Annotated in this window: 20 protein-coding genes and 1 CRISPR repeat array; of the genes, 12 read left to right on the top strand and 8 right to left on the bottom strand. The window is 71.5% G+C overall.

The features are described 5' to 3' along the window. Positions 1 to 54: 54 nt before the first annotated feature. Positions 55 to 870, top strand: a complete 816-nt coding sequence (locus tag ACQPZO_RS20655) for a DUF3097 domain-containing protein (protein ID WP_433343233.1) — start codon at positions 55 to 57, stop codon at positions 868 to 870. An 85-nt stretch (positions 871 to 955) separates the two neighbouring features. Here ACQPZO_RS20655 and ACQPZO_RS20650 read toward each other — a convergent pair whose 3' ends face one another. After that, positions 956 to 2,272, bottom strand: a complete 1,317-nt coding sequence (locus ACQPZO_RS20650) for a serine hydrolase domain-containing protein (protein WP_433343232.1) — start codon at positions 2,270 to 2,272, stop codon at positions 956 to 958. 114 nt (positions 2,273 to 2,386) lie between these two features. On the opposite strand from ACQPZO_RS20650, the gene ACQPZO_RS20645 reads away from it, so the two are divergent. From ACQPZO_RS20645 to ACQPZO_RS20630, 4 genes are all read left to right on the top strand, one after another. After that, entirely contained in the window at positions 2,387 to 2,860 is a 474-nt protein-coding gene (locus ACQPZO_RS20645) for an NfeD family protein (RefSeq protein WP_433343230.1), read from the top strand. Between the two features lie 5 nt (positions 2,861 to 2,865). Then, on the top strand, positions 2,866 to 3,972 hold the full coding sequence (locus ACQPZO_RS20640) for an SPFH domain-containing protein (protein ID WP_433343228.1): 1,107 nt from the start codon (positions 2,866 to 2,868) through the stop codon (positions 3,970 to 3,972). Positions 3,973 to 4,123: 151 nt separating this feature from the next. Next, positions 4,124 to 4,942: a hypothetical protein gene (locus tag ACQPZO_RS20635; RefSeq protein WP_433343227.1), complete on the top strand. Its 819-nt coding sequence runs from the start codon at positions 4,124 to 4,126 to the stop codon at positions 4,940 to 4,942. A gap of 76 nt (positions 4,943 to 5,018) precedes the next feature. Further along, the gene (locus ACQPZO_RS20630) at positions 5,019 to 7,286 is read left to right on the top strand and encodes a transglycosylase domain-containing protein (protein WP_433343226.1); all 2,268 of its coding nucleotides are present in this window, start codon (positions 5,019 to 5,021) and stop codon (positions 7,284 to 7,286) included. A 13-nt stretch (positions 7,287 to 7,299) separates the two neighbouring features. Here the strand turns inward: ACQPZO_RS20630 and ACQPZO_RS20625 are convergent, their stop codons facing one another. Beyond that, on the bottom strand, positions 7,300 to 9,138 hold the full coding sequence (locus tag ACQPZO_RS20625; RefSeq protein ID WP_433343225.1) for a thiamine pyrophosphate-requiring protein: 1,839 nt from the start codon (positions 9,136 to 9,138) through the stop codon (positions 7,300 to 7,302). 80 nt (positions 9,139 to 9,218) lie between these two features. On the opposite strand from ACQPZO_RS20625, the gene ACQPZO_RS20620 reads away from it, so the two are divergent. From ACQPZO_RS20620 to ACQPZO_RS20605, 4 genes are all read left to right on the top strand, one after another. After that, on the top strand, positions 9,219 to 10,157 hold the full coding sequence (locus ACQPZO_RS20620; RefSeq protein ID WP_433351118.1) for a TrmH family RNA methyltransferase: 939 nt from the start codon (positions 9,219 to 9,221) through the stop codon (positions 10,155 to 10,157). Between the two features lie 61 nt (positions 10,158 to 10,218). Next, on the top strand, positions 10,219 to 11,670 hold the full coding sequence (argG, locus tag ACQPZO_RS20615) for an argininosuccinate synthase (RefSeq protein ID WP_433343223.1): 1,452 nt from the start codon (positions 10,219 to 10,221) through the stop codon (positions 11,668 to 11,670). A gap of 263 nt (positions 11,671 to 11,933) precedes the next feature. Next, positions 11,934 to 13,634, top strand: a complete 1,701-nt coding sequence (locus ACQPZO_RS20610) for an ABC-F family ATP-binding cassette domain-containing protein (RefSeq protein WP_433343221.1) — start codon at positions 11,934 to 11,936, stop codon at positions 13,632 to 13,634. Beyond that, a complete protein-coding gene (locus tag ACQPZO_RS20605; RefSeq protein WP_433343219.1) occupies positions 13,631 to 13,801 on the top strand; it encodes a hypothetical protein in 171 nt (56 codons plus the stop codon). The genes ACQPZO_RS20610 and ACQPZO_RS20605 overlap by 4 nt, the downstream gene beginning before the upstream one ends. Here the strand turns inward: ACQPZO_RS20605 and helR are convergent. Both helR and ACQPZO_RS20595 read right to left on the bottom strand, forming a co-directional pair. Beyond that, the gene (helR, locus tag ACQPZO_RS20600; RefSeq protein WP_433343218.1) at positions 13,788 to 15,941 is read right to left on the bottom strand and encodes an RNA polymerase recycling motor ATPase HelR; all 2,154 of its coding nucleotides are present in this window, start codon (positions 15,939 to 15,941) and stop codon (positions 13,788 to 13,790) included. The genes ACQPZO_RS20605 and helR overlap by 14 nt on opposite strands. 249 nt (positions 15,942 to 16,190) lie before the next feature. Next, positions 16,191 to 16,331 carry a hypothetical protein gene (locus tag ACQPZO_RS20595; RefSeq protein ID WP_433343216.1) on the bottom strand — a complete coding sequence of 47 codons (141 nt, stop codon included), beginning with the start codon at positions 16,329 to 16,331 and terminating at the stop codon, positions 16,191 to 16,193. A gap of 253 nt (positions 16,332 to 16,584) precedes the next feature. Here ACQPZO_RS20595 and ACQPZO_RS20590 point away from each other — a divergent pair, with 253 nt between their 5' ends. Further along, the gene (locus ACQPZO_RS20590; RefSeq protein WP_433343215.1) at positions 16,585 to 17,277 is read left to right on the top strand and encodes a hypothetical protein; all 693 of its coding nucleotides are present in this window, start codon (positions 16,585 to 16,587) and stop codon (positions 17,275 to 17,277) included. A gap of 663 nt (positions 17,278 to 17,940) precedes the next feature. On the opposite strand, the gene ACQPZO_RS20585 is transcribed toward ACQPZO_RS20590, so the two are convergent. From ACQPZO_RS20585 to ACQPZO_RS20575, 3 genes are all read right to left on the bottom strand, one after another. Beyond that, positions 17,941 to 18,381, bottom strand: a complete 441-nt coding sequence (locus ACQPZO_RS20585) for a hypothetical protein (protein ID WP_433343214.1) — start codon at positions 18,379 to 18,381, stop codon at positions 17,941 to 17,943. Between the two features lie 116 nt (positions 18,382 to 18,497). Then, positions 18,498 to 19,196: a CRISPR direct-repeat array (repeat unit 28 nt; unit sequence GGATCACCCCCGCGTGCGCGGGGAGCAG). Positions 19,197 to 19,295: 99 nt separating this feature from the next. Beyond that, positions 19,296 to 19,484, bottom strand: coding sequence for a DUF397 domain-containing protein (locus ACQPZO_RS20580; RefSeq protein WP_433343212.1), 189 nt, complete (start codon positions 19,482 to 19,484; stop codon positions 19,296 to 19,298). Continuing rightward, a complete protein-coding gene (locus ACQPZO_RS20575) occupies positions 19,471 to 20,232 on the bottom strand; it encodes a DUF5753 domain-containing protein (RefSeq protein WP_433351116.1) in 762 nt (253 codons plus the stop codon). The genes ACQPZO_RS20580 and ACQPZO_RS20575 overlap by 14 nt, the downstream gene beginning before the upstream one ends. A 464-nt stretch (positions 20,233 to 20,696) precedes the next feature. Between ACQPZO_RS20575 and ACQPZO_RS20570 the strand changes: the two genes are divergently transcribed. Both ACQPZO_RS20570 and ACQPZO_RS20565 read left to right on the top strand, forming a co-directional pair. Continuing rightward, positions 20,697 to 20,978 (top strand): hypothetical protein, encoded by a 282-nt coding sequence (locus tag ACQPZO_RS20570; protein ID WP_433343211.1) that lies wholly within the window; start codon positions 20,697 to 20,699, stop codon positions 20,976 to 20,978. Further along, positions 20,975 to 21,223 carry a flavin reductase gene (locus ACQPZO_RS20565; RefSeq protein WP_433343209.1) on the top strand — a complete coding sequence of 83 codons (249 nt, stop codon included), beginning with the start codon at positions 20,975 to 20,977 and terminating at the stop codon, positions 21,221 to 21,223. The genes ACQPZO_RS20570 and ACQPZO_RS20565 overlap by 4 nt, the downstream gene beginning before the upstream one ends. A gap of 89 nt (positions 21,224 to 21,312) precedes the next feature. Here ACQPZO_RS20565 and ACQPZO_RS20560 read toward each other — a convergent pair whose 3' ends face one another. Beyond that, complete coding sequence (locus tag ACQPZO_RS20560; protein WP_433343207.1) at positions 21,313 to 22,596, bottom strand: serine hydrolase domain-containing protein; 1,284 nt, start codon at positions 22,594 to 22,596, stop codon at positions 21,313 to 21,315. Between the last annotated feature and the right edge of the window lie 60 nt (positions 22,597 to 22,656).

Raw genomic sequence — 22,656 nt, 5'->3', positions numbered from 1 at the left:
ATGATCGGCGCGGCTGACGCGCCCCCGGGGTGGGGCGGGGGTTAGCGTGGCGGGATGGTGGGGCGGTACGGCGAGGACGTGTTGGCGGGGGACTGGCGGCGGCGGAAGACGACCCCCGAGGTGGACGCTGAACCCGATCTCGTGGTCGAGGACGCCGACTCCGGGTTCTGCGGCGCGGTGGTCGGCTTCGAGTCCGGGGCGGTGGTGCTGGAGGACCGGCACGGCCGGCGGCGCAACTTCCCGCTGTTGCCGGCGGCGTTCCTGCTCGACGGCCGGCAGGTCACGCTGCGCCGCCCGGCCCGCGCGCCCGTGCCGGCGGCCCGCCGACGTACCGCGTCCGGCTCGATCGCGGTCGACGGCGTGCGGGCGCAGGTGGCGAAGGCCAGCCGGATCTGGGTCGAGGGCGTGCACGACGCCGCCCTCGTCGAGCGGATCTGGGGCGACGACCTGCGCGTCGAGGGCGTGGTGGTGGAGCCGCTGGACGGCATCGACGAGCTTTCCGCGCAGGTGCGCGACTTCGCCCCCGGCCCGTCCCGGCGGCTCGGCGTGCTGGTCGACCATCTGGTGCCCGGCTCGAAGGAGAGCCGGATCGTGGCCCGGGTGAACTCCCCGCACGTGCTGGTCACCGGCCACCCCTACGTCGACGTGTGGCAGGCCGTCAAGCCGGCCTCGCTGGGCATCGCGGCGTGGCCGGTGGTGCCGCCGGGGCGGCCGTGGAAGGAGGGGGTCTGCGCGGCCCTCGGGGTGGCGGAGCCGGCCGACATGTGGCGGCACATCCTGTCCCGGGTGGACAGCTTCGCCGACGTGGAGACCCCGCTGATCAACGCCATGGAACGGCTGATCGACTTCGTCACCGCCCCCCCGTCCTGACCCCACCGGCCGCGCAGATTCACGGAAAGCGTGGCCATTCGCCGAGGAACAGCCACGCTTTCCGCGAACTTGCCGGCACCGGGGGTCAGGGCTCTTCGTCGGGGGTGCGGGTCAGGACGAAGGTGGCCATGTCCAGGGCGACGGGGTGCGCCTCGGCGTCGCGGAGCACGGTGAGGATCTCGCCGTCCTGCGGGCCGGAGATGCCCCGCCAGCGGTCCGGGCCCTCCCGGGTGAACCGCATGACCGGGTTGCCGACCGCGCCGGCCCGCAGCTCGCCGGTGACGGCGTCGACGCTGAACTCGACCTCCGCGCCCATCCACCACCAGCGGCCGGTCAGCTCGGCCAGCTCGGCCGGGGGCGGGGCGTCGGCCGGGTGCCACGGCTCGACCGGGTCCGGCAGCGCGTCCAGCACGGTGGTCAGCACCTCCCGGCCGAGGCCGCCGACGTGGCCGACCCGCAGGCCGTACGAGTTGGCGAAGCCCACCACGGCGGTGCGGGTGGGGCGGTGTACGGCCAGCCCGGCGACGTACCCGGGCATCGACCCGCCGTGGCCGACGTACACCCGGTCGCCGACCCGGTTCAGCTCGACGCCGAGGCCGTGCCCGCTGGTCCACGAGTCGAGGTCGCTGATCACCACCGGCGCACACATCTCGGCGAGTGTCGTCGGGGCGAGAACGGCCGGATCGGGGTCGGCCAGGAACGCGGCCCAGCGGCCGAGGTCGGTGATCGTCGACCAGAGCTGCCCGGCGGGGGCCATCGCCCCGGTGTCGGTGCGCGGCTCCTCCCGCAGCGTGTCGTGCCACGGGTGCACCACGTACCCCCGGGCGAACGGCTCGGTGGCCTGGTACGTGGTGCGGGTCATGCCCAGCGGCTCCAGGATGCGCTGCCGGAGCAGGTCGAACCAGCCCGTCCCGGTGACCGCCTCCAGCACCCCGCCGAGCAGCCCGTACGCCAGGTTGGAGTAGTGGTAGGCCCGGTGCGGCGGGTAGGCGATCTTGTGTTCGCCCACGCCGGCCAGCACGGACGCCAGGTCGCCGACCTCGACCCGTTCCCACCAGGGGCCGTCGGGCTCGCGCTGGAGGCCGCTGGCGTGGCCGAGGAACTGGCGCAGGGTGAGCGCGCCGACGCCGGTGCCGGGCAGGTGCGCGTCGAGGGGGTCGTCCAGGGCCAGCGTCCCGGCGTCGCGCTGCTGCATGACCAGCACCGCGGTCATCGTCTTGGTGATCGAGCCGAGTCGGTACTGCCGATCGGAATCCGGGCGGGGATGCTCCCCGGCTGCGGCGACGTGGGCCAACTCACCGTCGCGCACCACGCCGAGCACGAGCGACGGGGTACGCCCGGCGGACTGCGCCCGGGCGACTGCGGCGTCGACCTCTCGGACGGTCTCGGATGGCAGTGACACGGCTCCTCCACGGGCTCGCGGGACGGCTGTCAGCGTCCTCCCAGAATGGCTCCCCGCCGAGCTTACTGATCTTGTCGAGGGGCCGCGCGTGCTCCGACGTGTCACTCTTGGGTGGTGGACGCGGTGTTCTGGGTCGTACTGGGTGTGGTGTTGGCGGTCGCCGAGATCTTCACGACGACGCTGTTCCTGATCATGTTCTCGGTCGGCGCGTTCGCCGCCGCCGGGGCCGCGGCCCTGGGCGCGCCGACCGCCGTCCAGGCGCTGGTGTTCGCGGTGGTCTCGGCGCTCACCGTGGCGGTGGCCCGGCCGGCGATCCGCCGGCACGCCCGCTCCGCCCAGGAGAGCGGCGAGCAGCCGTTCGGGGTGGAGGCGATCGAGGGGTCCACCGCCCTGGTGCTGGAACGGGTCGACGCCGACCAGGGCCTCGTCAAGATCGACGGGGAGCTGTGGACCGCCCGGTCATTCGACGCGACGCAGAGCTTCGCCCCCGGTCGGCGGGTGCGGGTGATCAAGATCCAGGGCGCGACGGCCCTGGTATGGGATGACGACGTTTCCACCTCGGGTGAGCTGCCCGAAGCGAGAGGGTGAAAGGCATGGAATTTGTGACGGTGCTGTTGGTCGCCGTGGCGTTGATCGTCATGGTGACCCTGGTCAAGGCGGTGCGGATCGTGCCGCAGCAGCGCCAGGACGTGGTCGAGCGGCTCGGCAAGTACAAGCGCACCTTGAACCCGGGCCTGAACCTGCTGGTCCCGTTCGTCGACGCGGTCCGCACCAAGGTCGACATGCGGGAGCAGGTGGTCAGCTTCCCGCCGCAGCCCGTGATCACCTCGGACAACCTGGTGGTGTCGATCGACACGGTGCTCTACTTCAAGGTCATCGACGCGGCCCGGGCGACGTACGAGATCTCGAACTTCCTCCAGGCCATCGAGCAGCTCACCGTCACCACCCTGCGTAACGTGATCGGCTCGCTGGACCTTGAGCGGGCGCTGACCAGCCGGGAGGAGATCAACCGGCACCTCTCGGGTGTGCTGGACGAGACCACCGGCCGGTGGGGCATCAAGGTCACCCGGGTGGAGATCAAGGCCATCGAGCCGCCGGCGAGCATCCGCGACTCGATGGAGAAGCAGATGCGCGCCGAGCGGGACCGCCGGGCGGCGATCCTGACCGCCGAGGGCCACAAGCAGTCGCAGATCCTCACCGCCGAGGGTGACAAGCAGTCCGCGGTGCTGCGGGCCGACGGTGACCGGCAGGCCCGGATCCTCCAGGCCGAGGGCCAGGCGAAGGCCATCCGGACGGTCTTCGACGCGATCCACCAGGCCAACCCGAGCCAGAAGGTGCTCGCCTACCAGTACCTCCAGGCGCTGCCGCAGATCGCCAACGGCACGGCCAACAAGGTCTGGATCGTCCCGGCCGAGCTGACCAAGGCCCTGGAGGGGATGGGCGGGGCGCTGGGCGGGCTGAGCCAGATGGTCGGCGACCAGCCCGCACCCGAGGCGGCCGGCCACGCGAGCGCCGTCGAGCGGGAGGCCGCCGAGGCCGCCGAGGCCGCGGCCGCCGCCGCCCAGCAGATCCACGACGAGGTACGCGTCGCCGAGGCGCAGGCCACCGGCGGCCATGGTCCGCAGGGACTGCCGGCCCCCGAGCCGGTGTCCCCGGGCAGCCTGCTGCTCGACCCGGCCGACCAGCGCGAGCGGGGCTGACGACCACCCGGGCGGGGCCCGGGGCGGAATGCGAATAACCCTCATGCGGCGCTCCGGCACCTGACACGATCGGTCCGAAGGACGGGTGGTGACCAGGAGCCGGGGCGCCGCGGCGCGTCCCGCTCCGCCGACCAGCGCAGCGAGGTGACGCATGAAGGATCCCGCGGACAAGCTCTTCTCCAGCACCCCGGTGCCGGGCGCGCACGACCCGGCCGGGCCGATCGGCACCCGACGCACCGGGGGCGGGTTCGGGGTGCTGCCGTTCGTCGGCGAGCCGACGCCCGCCCGTCCCGCGACCGACGCCACCTGGGCCTGGTCGCTGCGCCGCTTCGGCCGCGCCGCCGTGTGGCTGCTGCCGGCGTACGCGGTGCTGTACGGCGTGGTCGCGATGGCCAGCGACGGCGGGGTGGGCAACGCCCCGTACCCGGCCGACGGGGGGCAGCTCTACCTGATCGGCTGGGTCGCCGCCGTCTGGCTCGGGCTGCTCGCCCTGCTGGCCCTGACCGGTCTGCTCGCCGCCACCCGCAGCCGTCGGGTGGCCGCCGCGGGGCTGCTGGTCAGCATCGCCGGCACCGTGCTCATGCTGCCCTTCGCCGGGCTGACCGCGCAGGCCCCGGTCTTCGGCACCACGGCCCGCACGCTCGTGCTGCTCGGGGCCACCTGCTACACGGTGGGCTGGTTCCTCACCGGATGGGCGGTGGCCCGTTCCGGCATGTTCAGCATCGGCGACGGCACGATGCTGATGATCGCCGCCCCGCTGGTGGGCATCGGCGGCGCGCTGATCGGGTCCCTGCAGACCTTCGGGGCGATCTTCGTGCTGATCGCCGGCATCGGCATCGGGTACCGCTCCGGCCGCCTGGTCCCCGCCGCGATCGCCCGGGACGCGGCCAGCGCCAGCGTCGCCACCGCCACCGCCCCGGGCGGCGGCGCGACGCCGGGTCCCGGCGGCGGCCCGCTCGCCGCAGGCTGACCCGGTTTCCGCCGACCGTTCGGGAGGTTCGTCCCGCTACCTGTCGACCAGGTGGGGAAGTGCCTGGCGGGACGCGGTGAATTACCTGACAATCGCCCCCGGGGCTGGCCGGATCGCGGCTTTCGTGGCAATCCTTGGCTCCATGCCGCCACCCCGGTCGCCGCTGTCGCGGCTGTTCACCGTGCTCCTCGCCGGCGTGCTCGCCGGCCTCGTCCTGGCGGTCGCGGCGCTGCCGGGCAACCTGCTGCTCGGGTACGCCGCGAAGTCGGCGATCGGGTCGTACGCCGTGCTGCCCGAGGCGCTGCGCACCCCGATCACCCCGCAGCGGTCGTACCTCTACGCCAACGACGGCAAGACGCTGATCACCACGTTCTACGACGTCAACCGCACCGACGTGCCGCTGGCCGAGATCGCCCCGGTGCTGCGCCAGGCCATCGTGGCGGCCGAGGACCGGCGGTTCTACTCGCACGGGGGTGCCGACCTGCGCGGCCTCGCCCGCGCCCTGGCCGCCAACGTCACCGGCGGCGGCACCGAGCAGGGCGGCTCCACGCTGACCATGCAGTACGTCCGCAACGTGCTCAAGACCGACCCGAACCGCACCGCCGAGGAGCGGCAGGCCGCCACCGAGCAGACCGTCGGGCGCAAGCTCCAGGAGATCCGGTACGCCACGGCGCTGGAGCAGCGGCTCAGCAAGGACGAGATCCTCAACGGCTATCTCAACATCGCGTACTTCGGCTCCGGCGCGTACGGCATCGCGGCGGCCAGCCAGCGCTACTTCGCCAAGTCCCCGGCCGAGCTGACCCTGCCCGAGGCGGCCCTGCTCGCCGGCCTGGTCCAGTCGCCGGACGCGTACAGCCCGATCGACGGCGACGCCGACGCGGCGCTGGACCGGCGCGGGTACGTGCTCGACGCGATGGCCGACACCGGCGCGATCACCGCCGAGCAGGCCTCGGCGGCCAAGGCGGAGAAGCTGGCGCTGAGCCCCACCCGGCAGCCCAACGGCTGCACCGCCGTGGCGCAGGGCCACGACGACTGGGGCTTCTTCTGCGACTACCTGCGCCAGTGGTGGCTCACCCAGCCCGCGTTCGGCGAGACCGTCGAGGAGCGTGAGCAGGCGCTGCGCCGGGGCGGCTACACCGTGGTCACCTCCCTGGACCCGAAGATCCAGGCCACGGCGCAGCAGCAGGCCACCGCCGTCTACGGGTACGACAACAAGCGCGCCCTGCCGATCGCGGCCGTGCAGCCCGGCACCGGCCGGGTGCTCGCCATGGCGGTCAACCGGCACTACAGCCTCGAGGACAACCCGGACGGGCAGGCCAACCATCCCAACACCGTCAACCCGCTGATCTCCGGTGGCGGCGGCGTCGACGGGTACCAGGCCGGGTCGACGTTCAAGCTGTTCACCATGCTCGCCGCGCTGGAGAACGGCAAGCAGCTCGCCACCGGCTTCGACGCGCCCAGCCGGCTGCCCACCCGGTACGCCGCCGAGGGCGAGGCGAGCTGCGACGGCAAGTGGTGCCCGGCGAACGCCAACCCGCAGTGGATGGACGGCTACCGCACCATGTGGGACGGCTTCGGCCGCTCGGTGAACACCTACTTCGTCTGGCTCGCCGAACAGGTCGGCCCGGCGAAGGTGGTGGAGATGGCCCAGCGCCTCGGCATCACCTTCCGGGCCGACTCGGACGCCGCCTTCGCGAAGGACAACGCGGCCAACTGGGGCTCGTTCACCCTCGGCGTGGCCGCCACCACCCCCCTCGACCTCGCGAACGCGTACGCGACCGTGGCCGCCGAGGGCACGTACTGCGCCCCGCTGCCGGTGGTCTCGGTGACCGCCGCAAACGGCGACCGGGTGCCGGTCGGCGAGCCGTCCTGCCGCAAGGTGCTCGACGCCGACGTGGCCCGGGCGGCCACCGACGCGGCGCGCTGCCCGGTCGGCCAGCAGACCACGTTCGGCCAGTGCGACGGCGGCACCGCGACCTCGGTGGACCGGATCGTCGGCCGCCAGGTCGCCGGCAAGACCGGCAGCTCGGAGAAGAACGCCACCGAGACGTTCGTCGGATTCACCCCACAGGTCGCCGTCGCCGGCATCGCCGCCAACCCGGACGACCCGGGCGACTCGGTCGGCTCGGCCGTGCAGGCGAAGGTGATCGACGCGGTGGCCCGGACCATCCGCACGGCCGTCAACGGCCAGCCGGTGCGCGACTTCACCCCGCCCAGCCGGGAGCTGGCCGGCGAGGTGCGCCGCCCGGCCCCGGAGCCGAGCCCCCCGCAGCAGCAGCGCCGGCAGCAGGAACAGAACCTCCCGCCGGACGTGCTCCGCTGGCTCAATCGCGGCCGCGGCTGAGGCTGAGGCGCGCTCAGCGGCGGCGGGGACGCCAGGTGGCGACGGCGCTGGGCAGGCCGCGCCGGATGATCCCCGCCCGGTCGGCGTCGCCGCGCAGCATCGCCGCCGCCGTGTTGCGCGCCTGTTCGGCGGTGAAGTGCGGGGGCAGCATCAGCTCCGCCGGATCCACCACCGCGTTGATCACCGTCGGCCGGTCGGCGGTCAGGGCGCGCTGCCACACGTCCGGCACTTGGTCGGGGGAGTCGACCAGGACGCCGTGCAGGCCGAGCACGTCCGCCCACCGGTGGTAGTCGACGTCGGGCAGGTCCTGGCTGGCCGGGAACGCCGGTGTGCCCTCGGTGGAGCGCTGCTCCCAGCTGACGAAGGCGAGGTCCCGGTTGTTCAGCACCAGCACCACGAACCGGGGGTCCGACCAGCTCCGCCAGTACTTCGCCACGGTGATCAGCTCGTTGACCCCGTTCATCTGCATCGCCCCGTCGCCGAGCAGCGCCACCAGCGGCCGGTCCGGGTGGGCGAACTTCGCCGCGATCCCGTACGGCATGCCCCCGCCCATGGACAGCAGGGTGCCCGACAGGCTGGCCAGCATCCCGGGGCGGACCCGCACGTGCCGGGCGTACCAGGCGGTGCTGGTGCCGCAGTCCACCGAGAGCATCACGTCCCCGGGTAGCTGGTCGTCCAGCGCCGTGAACAGCGACTGCGGGTTCACCGGGTCGGCGGGCTGGCCGGCGATCTCCCGCTGGGCACGCCGCCAGGCGGAGGTGGCGTCGACGATCTTCTGCCGCCAGGCGGTCGGGGCCGGGCCGGGGCCCAACTCGCGCAGCAGCGCCCGCAGCGTCGGCCCGGCGTCGCCGGTGAGGTTGACCTCGGTGGGGTAGCGCAGCCCCATCCGGCTGCCGTCCACGTCGATCTGCACGGCCCGGGCCTGCCCCTCGGGCGGGTAGAACTCCGAGTACGGCATGTTGCTGCCCACGATCAGCAGCCGGTCGCAGTCGCGCATGAGCTGCCAGCTCGGCCGGGTGCCGAGCAGCCCGATCGCCCCGGTGACCCACGGCTCGCGGTGGTCGACGGCGGCGAACCCGAGCAGGGCGGCGGCCACCCCGGCGCCGAGCCGGTCGGCGACCCGGCGTACCTCGCTCTCGGCGCCCAGCGCGCCCTGGCCGACCAGCACCGCCACCCGCTCGCCGCCGCGCAACACCTCGGCGGCCCGGCGCACGTCCGCCTCCGGCGGCACGGTGGTGGCGCTGCTCGGCACGGCGCTGGTGTGGTAGTAGCCGTGCGCGTGCGGGGGGTCCGGCACCGCCGGCCGGTCCTGCACGTCCAGGGGGAGCACCAGCGCGGTGACGGTACGCCGGGCCAGCGCCGTCCGGCAGGCCCGGTCCACCAGGTGCCGCACCTGGGACGGGTCGTCGAGCTGGGCCAGGAACGCCGAGGCGACATCCTTGTAGAGGGCGAGCAGGTCGATCTCCTGGTAGTAGCCGCCGCCCTCGGCGGTCAGCGCGGTGTTCCCGACCAGGGCCACCACCGGCTGGTGGTCCAGCTTCGCGTCGTACAGGCCGTTGAGCAGGTGGACCGCCCCGGGGCCGCTGGTGACCAGGGCGCAGCCGAGCGGGCCGCCGCCGTACTTCACGTGCGCCGAGGCGGCGAAACCGGCGGTCTCCTCGTGCCGCACCTGGACGAACTCCGCCCGCCCGGCGGCGCGTTGCAGCGCCGAGGTCATGCCGTTGATGCCGTCGCCGGGCAAGCCGAAGTACCGGCGGACGCCCCACTGCGCCAGCCGGGCCACTATGTGGTCGGCGACGGTGGCGCCCTTCGGCAGCGCGATCCGCCCGTCCGGTGTCTGGCCTGCGCCCACCTGTCCCGTCCCTCCGGTCGAGTCCGAGTTCCCCGGGCCGGCGTTCCCGTTCCTCGGGGGCAGCGTCCCCGTTCCCCGGGCTGGCGTCCCCGTTCCCCGGGCCGGCGTCCCCGTTCCCTGGGGCGTCGTTCCCGTTCGTACCGGCGGAAAACGCCGCGGGACGACCGGCGCGCGGGGCCGGCGGCGCGGTCCGGCAGAATCGCCGGGTGCCCGTCCACCAGATCACCGACCCCGACGACGACCGGATCGCCGACTACCGCGCCCTGACCGACGTGGAGCTGCGCACCCGGTGGGAACCGCCGCACGGCCTGTTCATCGCCGAGGGGGAGCTGGTGCTGCGCCGGGCGCTGCGGGCCGGCTACCCCGCCCGGTCGTTCCTGGTCGACGCCAAGCGCGCCGACCAGCTCGCCGACCTCGACACGGGTGACGCCCCCGTGTACGCGGCCACCCAGGAGGTGCTGGAGCAAGCCACCGGCTTCCACGTGCATCGGGGGGTGCTCGCCTCGTTCCACCGCAAGCCGCTGCCGGACGCGGCCGAGGTGCTCGCCGACGCCCGGCGGGTGGTGATCCTGGAGGACGTCAACAACCACACCAACCTCGGCGCGGTTTTCAGGGGGGCCGCCGCGCTTGGCATCGACGCGGTGCTGCTGTCGCCGTCCTGTGCCGACCCGCTCTACCGGCGCAGCGTGCGGGTCAGCATGGGGGAGGTCTTCGCGGTTCCGTACGCCAAGCTCGAGCGCTGGCCTGCGGGTCTGGACCAGGTGCGGGAAGCGGGCTTCACCGTGCTTGCCATGACGCCGGCTCCGGACGCCGTACCGATCCAGCGGTTGACTCCGGCGCAGCGCGAGCGGGCAGCGCTGCTGCTGGGAGCTGAGGGTCCCGGCCTCACCGCGGCAGCCCAGTCCGCCAGCGACGTACGGGTGGTCATCCCGATGCGGCGCGGAGTGGATTCGTTGAACGTCGCCGCCGCTGCGGCGGTGGCGTTCTGGGAACTGGGTCGCGACGACCCACCGGGCTGACGCCGGTCCAGCGGAGCACTTCGATTTGCATGATGATGCGGTCTAGTGCATAGTTTTACTCGTGTCCAAGGTTCTCACCTCCCTGCCCATCGGCGAGCGTGTCGGCATCGCCTTCTCCGGCGGCCTCGACACCTCGGTCGCGGTCGCCTGGATGCGCGACAAGGGCGCCGTTCCCTGCGCCTACACCGCTGACATCGGCCAATACGACGAGCCCGACATCGCCTCGGTGCCCGGTCGCGCGCTCAGCTACGGCTCCGAGGTCGCCCGCCTGGTCGACTGCCGCGCCGCCCTGGTCGAGGAGGGCCTGGCAGCGTTGACCTGCGGGGCCTTCCACATCCGCTCGGGCGGGCGGGCGTACTTCAACACCACCCCGCTGGGCCGGGCCGTGACGGGGACCCTGCTGGTGCGGGCGATGATCTCGGACGACGTCCAGATCTGGGGCGACGGCTCGACCTTCAAGGGCAACGACATCGAGCGGTTCTACCGGTACGGCCTGCTGGCCAACCCGCAGCTACGCATCTACAAGCCGTGGCTCGACACCGACTTCGTCACCGAACTGGGCGGGCGTAAGGAGATGTCGGAGTGGCTGCTCGAACGCGGCCTGCCGTACCGCGACAGCACCGAGAAGGCGTACTCCACCGACGCCAACATCTGGGGCGCCACGCACGAGGCGAAGACCCTCGAGCACCTCGACACCGGCATCGAGACGGTCAACCCGATCATGGGAGTCCGGTCCTGGGACCCGTCGGTGGAGATCCCGACCGAGGATGTCACGGTCGGCTTTGACCAGGGTCGTCCGGTGACGATCAACGGTAAGGAGTTCGGCAGCCCCGTCGATCTGGTGCTGGAGGCCAACGCCATCGGCGGCCGGCACGGCCTGGGCATGTCGGACCAGATCGAGAACCGGATCATCGAGGCCAAGAGCCGGGGCATCTACGAGGCGCCCGGCATGGCGCTGCTGCACGCCGCGTACGAACGGCTGGTCAACGCCATCCACAACGAGGACACCCTGGCGAACTACCACAACGAGGGCCGCCGCCTCGGTCGGCTGATGTACGAGGGACGCTGGCTGGACCCGCAGGCGCTGATGCTGCGCGAGTCGTTGCAGCGCTGGGTCGGCACGGCGGTCACCGGCGAGGTGACGTTGCGGCTGCGCCGGGGCGAGGACTACTCGATCCTGGACACCACCGGCCCGGCGTTCAGCTACCACCCGGACAAGCTGTCGATGGAGCGCACCGAGGACTCGGCGTTCGGCCCGTCGGACCGGATCGGCCAACTCACCATGCGCAACCTGGACATCGCCGACTCGCGGGCGAAGCTGGAGCAGTACGCCACCCTTGGCATGGTCGGCGGCACGACCCCTGCGCGGATGGTCGGCGCTGCACAGGCAGCCTCGACCGGGCTGATCGGTGCGATGCCACAGGGCGGCGCGGAAGCGATCGCCTCCCGGGGCGTCTCCTCCGCCGACGACGAGGCACTTGACCGCGCCGCGATGGAGTTCGGCGTCGACTGAGCGACGCCTCGGGACGAGATCAGTAAGGCCGTAGGGTTCGAATCCGCCGCCCCGACATCGCCCGGCCCAGGAAACCCTGGGCCGGGCGGGATATGGTTCTCGGCATGTACTCAGGTATCGGCATGATGAAGCCTTGGTCCCTCCGCTGACGGCGGCAGGGTTGACCAACTTCCTCTGATGTAGCTCTGCTCCGCCGTCCTGGCGTTCCCGCCGGGCGGTCTCCTTGTGCTGCCCGGCTCCATGACGAGCCGAAGAGCGCAGAAATGAAAAATCTTGAACAAGCGTCATCGCAGCACCTGACTGCGGGGCCTGACCTCACCTGGGACGGCCGGCTGCCGGCCGGGGACCGGGCACATGTCCGGGCTGACGGCGTACGCGTCGTGCTGGGCGGACGGGTGGTGCTGTCCGATGTCAGCGTGACCGTCTCCGCCGGCGCACGCCTGGCCTTCGTCGGCGAGAATGGCCGCGGCAAGACGACGTTGCTCCACGTGCTGGCCGGCATACTCCCGCCCGACCAGGGCACGGTGGAACGGGTCGGCACGATCGGCGTTGCCCGGCAGGCCCTGGAAGCGCGCGGCGGCGAGACGGTGGGCACCCTCCTCGCGGGAGCGACACAGGAGTCGAAGCGCGCCCTGCGGGCGCTCGACGACGCCGCGACCGCGCTGACCGAGGGCCGGGAGGGCGCGGACACCGCGTACTCCACCGCGCTCGACGCGGCGACCCGGCTGGACGCCTGGGACGCCGAGCGCCGGGTCGACATGGCGTTGGCCGGACTCGATGCCTGTACCGACCGGGGGCGTGCGCTGTCGACGTTGTCGGTCGGTCAGCGCTACCGGGTCCGCCTGGCGTGCCTCCTAGGGGCGCGGCACGACCTGCTGATGCTGGACGAGCCGACCAACCATCTCGACGCCGACGGTCTGGCGTTCCTCACCGCACGGCTGCGTGAGCACTCGGGCGGGGTGGTGATCGTGACCCACGACCGTGCCCTGCTCAGGGACGTGGCCGTGGAGTTCCTGGACCTCGACCCGAGTGAGGACGGACGGCCGCGCCTGTTCGCCGGCGGGTACGCCGGCTGGCAGGACGGGCGTCTGCGTGACCGCGGGCGCTGGGTCCGGGACTACGAGGCGCAACAGGCCGAACAACAGCGGCTGGCCGGCGCGGTGCACGAGGCACAGGGCCGGCTCAGCACTGGTTGGCGCCCGGAGAAGGGACACGGCAAACACCAGCGCCAGTCCCGCGCCCCTGGTCTCGTCCAGGCGCTCCGGCGCCGGCAGGAGGCGCTCGACGCCCACCGGATCACCGTGCCGGAGCCGCCACTGCCACTGCGCTGGCCCGACGTCGGCACCCGTCCCGGGCTGCCCATCCTGCGCTGCCACGACGTCACCGTGACCGGGCGCCTCCACCGACCCGTCACGCGCACCCTCGATGGCGGGGACCGCCTGCTGGTGACCGGCCCGAACGGGACGGGCAAGTCGACGCTGCTCGCGGTGCTGGCGGAAGACCTCGAACCGTCGACGGGGGAGGTCCGTCACCTCTCCCGGGCGCGCGTGGCGTACCTCGGGCAGGAAGTCCCGGACTGGCCGGCGACCGTGCTCGCCCGCGAGTTGTACGACCAGCACGTCGGCCGGCTCCGGTCCGCAGGACAGCTCGGCGACAGGGACGTCCTGCCCCTGACCGCGACCAACCTGCTCGACAGGGAGGCCCTTCGTACCCCCGTCGGTCGAATGTCCCAGGGGCAGCAACGCAGGTTGAACCTCGCGCTGCGGCTGGCCGAGCTGCCTGACCTGCTGATCCTCGACGAACCCACCAACCACCTGTCGGCGCCCCTGGTCGACGAGCTGACCGCCGCCCTGCTCACGACGCCGGCGGCGGTTGTCGTCGCCACCCACGACCGTCAGCTGCTCAACGACCTCGCGGCATGGCCCACCCTGCCGCTCTCCGCCGACGGCAAGGACCTGTCATGACCACCACTCGCCCCCGCCTCTCCGCCCTCGCCCCGCTGCGACACCGCAACTACCGGCTCCTGTTCGCACATCCCCGTGCCCCGAACGCGGCCGGTGTCGCCGACCGGCCGTACGCGTCCGCCCGGTCGCCCTCCCGGTACGGGCATCCCGGCGTCAACGACTCGTGAGGACGACAAGCTGCTGGGTCGCTCGGGTCATCGCGACATAGCGGTCGACGGCTCCTTCGATGCCGTCGCCGAACGTCTCGGGGTCGATGAGGACGACCAGGTCGAATTCGAGCCCCTTCGACAGCTCCGGGGTCAGCGACCGGACCCGGGACGTCGCCCGGAAGGTGGGATCGCCGATGACGCAGGCGGTCCCGTCGGCGTGCGCGGCGAGCCAGGTGTCGAGGATCGAACCCAGATCCGAGGCAGATCCGTGTACGACGGGGACGCCGCCGCTGCGGATGGAGGTCGGCACGTTGGCGTCCGGGAGCACGGCCCGGATGATCGGCTCGGCTTCCGCCATGATCTCTTCCGGCGTCCGGTAGTTGATGCTCAGGGTGGCCAGGTTGATCCGGTCGAGCCCGATCCGTTCGAGCCGTTCCCGCCACGACTCGGTGAACCCGTGCCGGGCCTGGGCGCGGTCCCCGACGATGGTGAAGCTCCGGGACGGGCAGCGGAGCAACAACATCTGCCACTCGGCGTCGGTCAGTTCCTGAGCCTCGTCCACGACGATGTGCGCGAACGGGCCGGCGAGCAGGTCCGGTTCGGTGCCGGGCAGTACGGCCTCGTCGACCAGGGCGTCCTGGAGATCCAGTTGGCGCAGGCTCGACAGCACACCTTCGCCGTCGTCATAGGCGTGGGCCTCGATCAGTTCGTCGACGACCGTGGCCATCCGCGCGCGTTCGGTGGCGACGGTGGCGTCATGCCGACGCTTACGCCCGGACGCCTCCCGATCGCCGAGCCGCTGCCGTGCCGCGTCCAGGAGCGGCAGGTCGGACACCGTCCAGGCATGGGCGTCGCCGCGCTGTAGCTTGCGGACCTCGTCGGGGCTGAGCCAGGGAGCGCACCTGCGCAGGTAGGCGGGCACCGACCACAGGTCCCCGACCAGGTCGGCCGCGTCGAGCAGCGGCCAGGCGCGGTTGAAGGTGGTGCGCAGCTCCCTGTTCCGCAGCAGCGACCTGCGGACCAGGTCATCCGGCTCGTCGCGGTGGTACTTGTCCATCAGGATCGTGAGCAGCTCCTCCCAGACCTCGTCACGCGCCTCGTTGTGCGGGGCACCGGGCCCCGGCGCCTTGAACGCCTCGGCCCAGTCGTCGGTGCTCAGCCAGAGGTCGGACTCGTCGGTCGTGACCGTCATCGGTTCGGCCGGCGGCTCCTCGTAGAACCTGACGGCCGCCTCGATCGCCTCCACCAGGTTCGCGGACGACTTCAGGAGGGCCACGGTCGGGTCGGTCTCGATGGTTGCCGCAGCGCCCTCGGCCACGAGGTCCCGCAGGGTGCAGGTCTGCACCTCCTCCTCTCCGAGGCTGGGCAGGACGTCGGCGACATAGGCCAGGTAGGGCTGGTGCGGACCGACGAACAGCACGCCACCCTGGCGTTGACCCAGGCGAGGGTCGGAGTAGAGAAGGTAGGCGGTGCGGTGCAGGGCGACGACGGTCTTCCCCGTACCCGGGCCACCGTCCACGACGAGAGCGCCACGGGACCCCGCGCGGATGATGGCATCCTGGTCGGCCTGGATCGTGCCGAGCACGTCCCGCATCCGGGCCGACCGGCTGCCGCCCAGGCTGGCGATGAAGGCGGACTGGTCGTCGAGCGCGGCGTGCCCCTCAAGCCCGTCCGAGGCGAACACCTCGTCCCAGTAGTCGCTGATCCGGCCGCGGGTCCAGCGATACCTGCGGCGGCTCGCCAGACCCATCGGATTGGCGTGGGTCGCTCCGAAGAACGGCTCGGCCGCAGGAGATCGCCAGTCGAGCAACAACCGACGACCCTCGCTGTCGGTGAGGCCACGCCGCCCGACGTACACGGGCTCGGGGCTGTCCGCGCTGACCATGCGGCCGAGGCACAGGTCCACACCGAAGCGACCCAGCGTACGGAGGCGAGCCGTCAGCCGGCGGACCTCCGTGTCCCGGTCCACCGCCTGCCGGCCTTTGCCGCCGGGTGCCCTGCGCGCGACGTCGAGGCGGTCGGACAGGTCGGCGGACAACTGCTCGAGGCTCTCCGCGATGGCCGCGAAGTGGTGCTCGTCGCGCGAGATCAGCGTCGGATCGGCCTTGGGGGAGAGGCGGTCAGGAAGGTCGAACAGGCTGGTAGCCGGGGGGTTCACGTCATCCGCTCCGATCTGGGGTCGCTTGCGACCCACTGCGCGCAGGTTCTCTTGTTCCGGGTCCTGGCCCGACGATGCTGCCCGCAACCGCACCGCGAGTCCCGCCAGCGGTGTGACGCACCCGCGCGAGTCATACGTCGCCAACAAACACTCGCATTTCGCGGCTCCCATTTCCCCAGTTCCTGGCCTTGGCCAGCGATTCTGCGGCACGCCCCGGGTCTTGCCGCAAGCCCCCCGGTGCGCTATACGTTAGGAGTGGAAGGAGTGAGTGTCCTCCTTCCCGGCATCGTCGGCGACCACGGCCAGGCTTTCAGCCACCGTGAGGAAGTCCGGTCGCGAGGCCGCCGCAGACACGTCGGGCAGCGCGACGGGTGCCGTCTTCGCAGCCATCCCGAAATCTGCTGTGGCGACCACCGTGGTCGACGGGATGACCCCCACGTGCGCGGGGAGCGGGAACCGAGGTGGGACGGTTCTCCAGAGATTTCGAGGTATGTCAGGGGGACGTCGACGGTCTGATCGCTGGCGCGTTGGTTGGCGACAGCGGCCAGTCCCAGGGTGCCTACGGTTACGTGGTGCGGAACGAAACCTAGCTCGTCGGCGCGCGCCGCATCCTACTTGCCCGCACCCGATAACATCCATTTCTGTGGATGAACTTTCGATTGAGCGGCGGGCGGCAAAGATCCTTGAGGGCGATGACGTTGACAAAGATGATCTACGCTTTTTCTTGTCGCGCCTCTTACAAATTCAGGAAGACCAGGGGCGAGACGCCAGCCGAGCACTACTACGTGGATTCGGCCTCGCAGTTGTGTTCATCATCCTGACGTACAGCAAGCTCCTGGAAGCCGAGCTGCTGGGAATGAAAATTCATGACGTCTCACCCTTGAGGCTTATTATCCCAGTCGCCATGATGCTGCTGGTTCTTCGCGCCGTCACCGTCTTGCAACTCTCCATCTTCTATCGTCGCCTCTTCGACGAGGTGACCGGTAAACACCTACCGAACTGGCAGGCTTCCGGGCTGATACCGCTGCTCAGCCCATGGAGAGGCCCGATGTCGACTCATGCCAGCCCAGTACGTCTCGACGTGAATGAACATCCTGGAGTTGACCGCTTACACCAGGCGATGAGAATCGTTGACGCCTGGGCGGGCACCGCCGCTCTCGCAGTTTTTCAAATATACATATTTGTCACCCTGTTCAGGGATCCGAGAATTCCGACCATCGCGGCCGCCGCTTCTCTTGGCATATCGTTGATTCTGACACTATTTGTCGGCGCCTACCTGTGGTTCGTCAGACTAAGCAGGCACCCCTCTGTGCCAAGTGGTGAACGGGGGGTGTAGTGCTTCAGCTGGTTGACTGCAGGCCCGGGAAGTGACTTGCCCGAGTCTCCATCATCAGGTTTTAGCCGGCCGCGCTGGAGCCAGAGTCGCCCCACATGCCCTCCCGGGCTCGTCGCGGACCGTATCCAGCCGGAATCGCCCCCAGGGCCGGGCAAAGTCGTGAGGGTCTCCGGCTTGGCAGGCCCCATGGGTGGGATGCGTGCTGCCGACGCCATCGGCCCTTGCCGGGTCGGTCTTTGCCGGGTCGGGGTGCCCTGCGTTGGTTCCTTTGGAGCTGCCCCGTTTGTGCTGTCGGTGGGGTGGGAGCGTGGACGGGGCAGCTCCATAGGGGCTGAAGGGCAGGTCCCCGACCGGGTGGGGGCATTGTTCAGGTCGCCGCCCGGCTGCCCGGTGTTCGGGGCGGCGTAGCGGCGACCTCCCGGGGCGGGTATAGCTGAGGGCCGGTGAGACCGGGGCCCTGGCCGGGATCTTGGGTCATCCGCAAGGAGCGGAACGGGATTCCCGGAAGGTGGATGAACGTCGGGCGGGATCGGACACTCCGCGACTTTGCCGGGGCCCTGGAATCGCCCCACATTCACCGCAGGGCACGCCGGACTGACGACGCTATGGTCGGAGACATCAGCCAGCCTGACAAGGCGCTGGCCCGCCGACCAGGGCCACCGGTCAGCGGCGGCCGGCGGCCAGAGCGACGAGGTACTGTCCGCCGCCCGCGTCGACGCTTGCGGTCACCGGCAGTCCGGGCACCAGCCGGGAGAACCGGTCGACCAGCCAGTCCGCCGCCTCCTGGGCGTCCTTCTTGCTCGGGCAGCGGGCGACCAACTCGCGGCCACCCTTGCGTTCGAGTCGCTCGGCGACGGCGATCAGCGGCGCGGGCTCCACCACGTGCAGACGGTCCGGCCAGGCGATGACCACCTTGACCGCGCCCTTGCGGGTGTTGCAGGCACGGTGCGCGAGTCGCTCGGCGACTTTGGCCTTCTTGTCGGCGGTGCGGCTGTCGACGCTGGGACCACGCGGGTCGTTCACCGACATGTCGGCGTCGACCGGCTCGTCGCACACCCAGCATCGCCAGCTGTCACGCTTCGCGACGTCATCGAGGAGACTCATCCGAGCAAACTAGCCTGTCGCCGACAGCAGCTGCGACTCCGGCAGTTCAGCAGTTCACGAGGCCACCGGGCGTGGCCGACGGATCGGGATGAGGACAGCAAGCGTCGGTCTGCCGGATCACCCCCCCGCGTGCGCGGGGAGCAGCCCCTGTGACGCGCTGCGCGGCCGGGCCGCCGGGGATCACCCCCGCGTGCGCGGGGAGCAGGGCGGTATCGGCCCCACCGCTGTGCACAAGCAGGGATCACCCCCGCGTGCGCGGGGAGCAGGGGACCGGCTCGCCCCCACCTGGCGGCGGGCCGGGATCACCCCCGCGTGCGCGGGGAGCAGATCCTCGAACTCTGGCGGAGCGACCCCGACTCGGGATCACCCCCGCGTGCGCGGGGAGCAGTAGCGGGGACGGGCGCTGATCATGGGTAGCGCGGGATCACCCCCGCGTGCGCGGGGAGCAGGCCAGGTCCAACGCCTCGTCGACGAGCCGCTGGGGATCACCCCCGCGTGCGCGGGGAGCAGATCCCGATCGCGACCGGACTCACCGCGATCGGCGGATCACCCCCGCGTGCGCGGGGAGCAGCGCCTCAGTCACGTTCCCCGCAGTACATGCCCGGGATCACCCCCGCGTGCGCGGGGAGCAGCGGCCGGGGTCGGCAGCAGCGTCAGGCCGTCTGGGATCACCCCCGCGTGCGCGGGGAGCAGGCGGCCGAGGGCTACCAGCCACTCACCCCGACCGGATCACCCCCGCGTGCGCGGGGAGCAGCGGCCGGGGTCCGTCCACCGGACTATCCGGCGGGGATCACCCCCGCGTGCGCGGGGAGCAGACCTGCTGACCTGGGGTCCTAAAGATCAACATTCGGGTTTTCCTTCACTTTGCTTTGCAAGATCGTCTCCTGGGCGGTGACTCGCTTGGACGGTGTCGGTCAGGTGCGCTTGGTGAGGCCGAGGAACGCCGTCCAGGTGGCCGGGTCGAAGGTGAGCGCCGGGCCTGCCGGGTCCTTGCTGTCGCGGATGGCGACGACGCCGGGCAGGTTGTCGGCGACCTCGACGCAGTTTCCGCCGCTCGACCCGCTGCGGGTGGACGTGCGCCACCGGGCGTCACTGAGGTTCATGGTGAGCCTGCATTTCCTTCGTCAGGTCGATGGACTGCCGGCGGGGCAGGGCCTCGGTCCGGACATTCTCCCACCTTGCCAGGAGGGCAGCCACCCCGTCCTCGTCGTCGACCACGGCCCCGCCGAGCTGGTGCTCCAGGTGCCCGACCCACCCGCCGTCGGCGGACCGGGCCAGCGCGAACGGGCCCGACGACCCGATGCGCAGCCCGGTGACCCTCGGGATGAGGTGGATGTGGACGTGGGGCAGTTCAGCCAGCTCGATCAGCCGGCCGACCTGCTCCACCATGATCCCGCTCAGCCCCTCGGCCGTCCGGCTCAGCACGCCCTCGTCGAGGACCACGACGACCTGCGGCGGGTCCTGCCGGGTCAGGATGTCCTGCCGAGCCAGCCGGGCGGCCACCTGCCGCTCTACTTCGGCCTCGGAAAAGGTGTCGTTGAAGCGCAGCACGGCGCGGGCGTAGTTCTCCGTCTGGAACAGGCCGGGAACCAGCGTCGTCTCGTACAGCCGGAGCTGCCTGGCGGTGCGTTCCGCCTCCAGCCAGGGCTTGAACCACGAGGGCTCGCGGTCTCGCTCGGCGATCCGCAGCAGCGTCACGAGCAGGTCGCCGGACTTGAGCGCCTCGTCCGCACGGGCCAGGAACACCCGGTCGAGCGGGCGGGTGCCGGTATCCACGGCGGACACCAGCGACGCCGAGTAGTGCACCATCCGGCCGAACTCCTCCTGACTGAGGTTGGCGTTCATCCCCATCCGCCGGAGCTGGGTGCGAATCAGGTCGGCACCCGGTTCCTCCACAGTTCCTCCACACAGGTCACGTGAATTCCACTCGGACTCCGGGATGACGTACCACCGTCGAAGCGCGGCCATGACCGGGCTGAATGCTTCCGACGGTAGTCGCGCGCTCACCAGACTGTCACGCAGGCGGACCCGCCCGTCGCCGGAGAGGGCTCGGGCGGGTCCTGCCCCCGGCCACCCCGCTCCCGGGCGGCCTGTTCCTGCCGATGGAGGTCGACGTGTGTGTTCCCTGGTACCAGCGCTTATTCGGGGTGCTGCCCAACCTGCCCGGACGCGCGCCGGGCGTACGTCATTGGGAGCGGATGCTCCCGCCGGAGCCGGTGTCCCCGCCGGCCCGGTTGATGTCGGCGCGGAACCCCAGAGCGTGCTGGGCGTCTGACCCCAACCCGCTGCGGGCGGGCGACCGGGGGTCGTCTCTCATGACGACGACAGTCCAGGTCGCCGGCCACGTGGCCGGCTCGCCCGACTGGCGGTGCCGGGGATGCGCGGAGCCCTGGCCCTGCCCCGAGCTTCGGGCGATGCCGAACCTCGCGACGCGGGACCTGCTTCCGGTGGTCTCGACCCTGATCACCACCGCGATCCACGACCTTCGCGGCCGGCCGGGCGGCCCCGACCCGATAGACGTGGTACGGCGGTTCCTCTGGTGGCTGCCGCTGAGCCACGAGGAGGCCCGCGCCATCGCCCTGCGGATGAGCCGATGACGCACCGGATGATTCCGCACGTACCGATGCGCCCGCTCTGGCGGTGCCGCAACTGCGGCGCGGAGTGGCCCTGCCAGCCGGCCCGGCTCGGCCTGCTGGTGGAGTACCGGGGCGACCGCACCGCCCTGCTGTGCTACCTGAGCGGGCTGATGGCCGAGGCCCGTGCCCAACTCGTACAGCTCAACCCCGAACGCGTCCTCAACCTGCAGGAACGCTTCCTCAACTGGGCGCGGGCCCGGGACTGAGCGGCGCGGGCCCGAGGCTGAGCGGCGGCGGGGCGTCCCCGTCCCCGCGCCGGCGGCGGGCGGCGTTCCGCCCACCGCCGGCGGCCGAGTCAGGGGGTGAAGTACGTCGACCAGAAGTCGTGGGTCGGCCAGCTCGTCACGGCACTCGACGCCGTCCACAGCGCGGAGTCGATCGGGGCGTAGCTCAGCCCGGAGGGATCGTCGCGCCGGTTGAACACCGCCGCCCAGCTCAGCCCGTGGTACGTGCGGACCAGCAGGCTGTACGTGCCGGCGAAGCTGCCGGTGTGCCAGATGTTGCGTCCGGTGCCGCCGGTGACCGGGCGGACCGCCCAGCCCATCCCGTAGTACCAACCGTCCGGATTCACCCCCAGCCCGGCGGGCGTGGCGAAGACCTGCCCGGTCGAGGTGCTGTTGAGCACCGTGCTGCCGCTTTCGAACGCGCGTGCCCAACGGACCAGGTCGACCGCCGAGGCGAGCCAGCCGCCGTTGGCGTCGTGCAGCCGCATGCTGAACGTGCCGTACGGGGCGTTGACGATCGTGCCGGAGTTGTCCAGCACGGTCGGGCCCGTGTACTGGGACTCGTAGCCGACCTCGCCGCTGTGCGGGCTGATCGTCCAGCCGGTCGCCATCCGGGTGATGCCCAGCGGCGCGAGCAGCTTCTGCCGCACGTACGTCTCGTAGGGCAGGCCGCTGACCTTCTCCACGATCCGGCCGGCCAGCAGGTAGCCGTAGTTGCTGTAGGAGACCGTCGAGCCCGGGGCGTGCGACAGCGGCTGGCCGGACATGTACCGGATGACGTTGGCGTGCGTCAGCTCCATCGGCACCCCGAGCGAGCTGGCGATGACCTGGTCCTTGAACAGGGGGTCGAACGCGGTCAGGTCCCGGTTCCAACCGCTGGTGTGCTGGAGCAGCCGCCGGAGGGTGACCTGGGGCAGCCGGGAATCGGTCGCCTGGCCGGCCGGCGGGGTGAACTGGAGGAACTTCGTGATCGGGTCGTCGAGGCCCAGCTTGCCGTCCTGGGCCAGCCGGACCAGCGCGGCGGCGGTCAGCGACTTGGAGAGGCTGGCCACCCGGAACAGCGAGGTCGGCTGGATGGGCTGGGGGGAGTTGTCGCCGTACCCCCGGGCGAGCACCAACCGCCCCTGATAGGTGACCGCGAGCTGCCCGGCGGATATGTGTCTGGCCTGCATGAACGCCTTCATCGCGTTGTCGAACGCGCTCAGCGCGGCGACCGTGGTGCCGGTGGCGGTCCAGGTATCCGGCACCGCCTGGGCCGCTGTTGCGCCCACCCCGAGCGCCCCCAGCGCCCCCGCCCCTGCGGCGGCGCCCACCAGCTTGCCGAACCCGCGCCGGCTGACAGTTGTCCCGTCCATGCCGCTCCTTCAGATTGGTCGTGGTCGAAAAGGCACCGTACTGCACAAGATCGATGTCGA

The sequence above is a fragment of the Micromonospora sp. CA-111912 genome (assembly GCF_050948415.1).
Lineage (GTDB): Bacteria > Actinomycetota > Actinomycetes > Mycobacteriales > Micromonosporaceae > Micromonospora.
The sequence above is the reverse complement of the archived record's forward strand: the minus strand, read 5'-3'. Positions and strand labels throughout refer to the sequence as shown.

Excerpts from the sequence above, each read along its gene's own strand:
- ACQPZO_RS20610 (WP_433343221.1), top strand. The coding sequence starts at position 11,934 with ATGAAAAATCTTGAACAAGCGTCATCGCAGCACCTGACTGCGGGGCCT.
- ACQPZO_RS20655 (WP_433343233.1), top strand. The coding sequence starts at position 55 with ATGGTGGGGCGGTACGGCGAGGACGTGTTGGCGGGGGACTGGCGGCGG.
- ACQPZO_RS20565 (WP_433343209.1), top strand. The coding sequence starts at position 20,975 with ATGACGCACCGGATGATTCCGCACGTACCGATGCGCCCGCTCTGGCGG.
- ACQPZO_RS20585 (WP_433343214.1), bottom strand. The coding sequence starts at position 18,381 with ATGAGTCTCCTCGATGACGTCGCGAAGCGTGACAGCTGGCGATGCTGG.
- ACQPZO_RS20575 (WP_433351116.1), bottom strand. The coding sequence starts at position 20,232 with ATGGGGATGAACGCCAACCTCAGTCAGGAGGAGTTCGGCCGGATGGTG.
- ACQPZO_RS20595 (WP_433343216.1), bottom strand. The coding sequence starts at position 16,331 with ATGGCTGCGAAGACGGCACCCGTCGCGCTGCCCGACGTGTCTGCGGCG.
- ACQPZO_RS20560 (WP_433343207.1), bottom strand. The coding sequence starts at position 22,596 with ATGGACGGGACAACTGTCAGCCGGCGCGGGTTCGGCAAGCTGGTGGGC.
- ACQPZO_RS20605 (WP_433343219.1), top strand. The coding sequence starts at position 13,631 with ATGACCACCACTCGCCCCCGCCTCTCCGCCCTCGCCCCGCTGCGACAC.
- ACQPZO_RS20635 (WP_433343227.1), top strand. The coding sequence starts at position 4,124 with ATGAAGGATCCCGCGGACAAGCTCTTCTCCAGCACCCCGGTGCCGGGC.
- ACQPZO_RS20580 (WP_433343212.1), bottom strand. The coding sequence starts at position 19,484 with ATGAACCTCAGTGACGCCCGGTGGCGCACGTCCACCCGCAGCGGGTCG.
- ACQPZO_RS20570 (WP_433343211.1), top strand. The coding sequence starts at position 20,697 with ATGACGACGACAGTCCAGGTCGCCGGCCACGTGGCCGGCTCGCCCGAC.
- ACQPZO_RS20640 (WP_433343228.1), top strand. The coding sequence starts at position 2,866 with ATGGAATTTGTGACGGTGCTGTTGGTCGCCGTGGCGTTGATCGTCATG.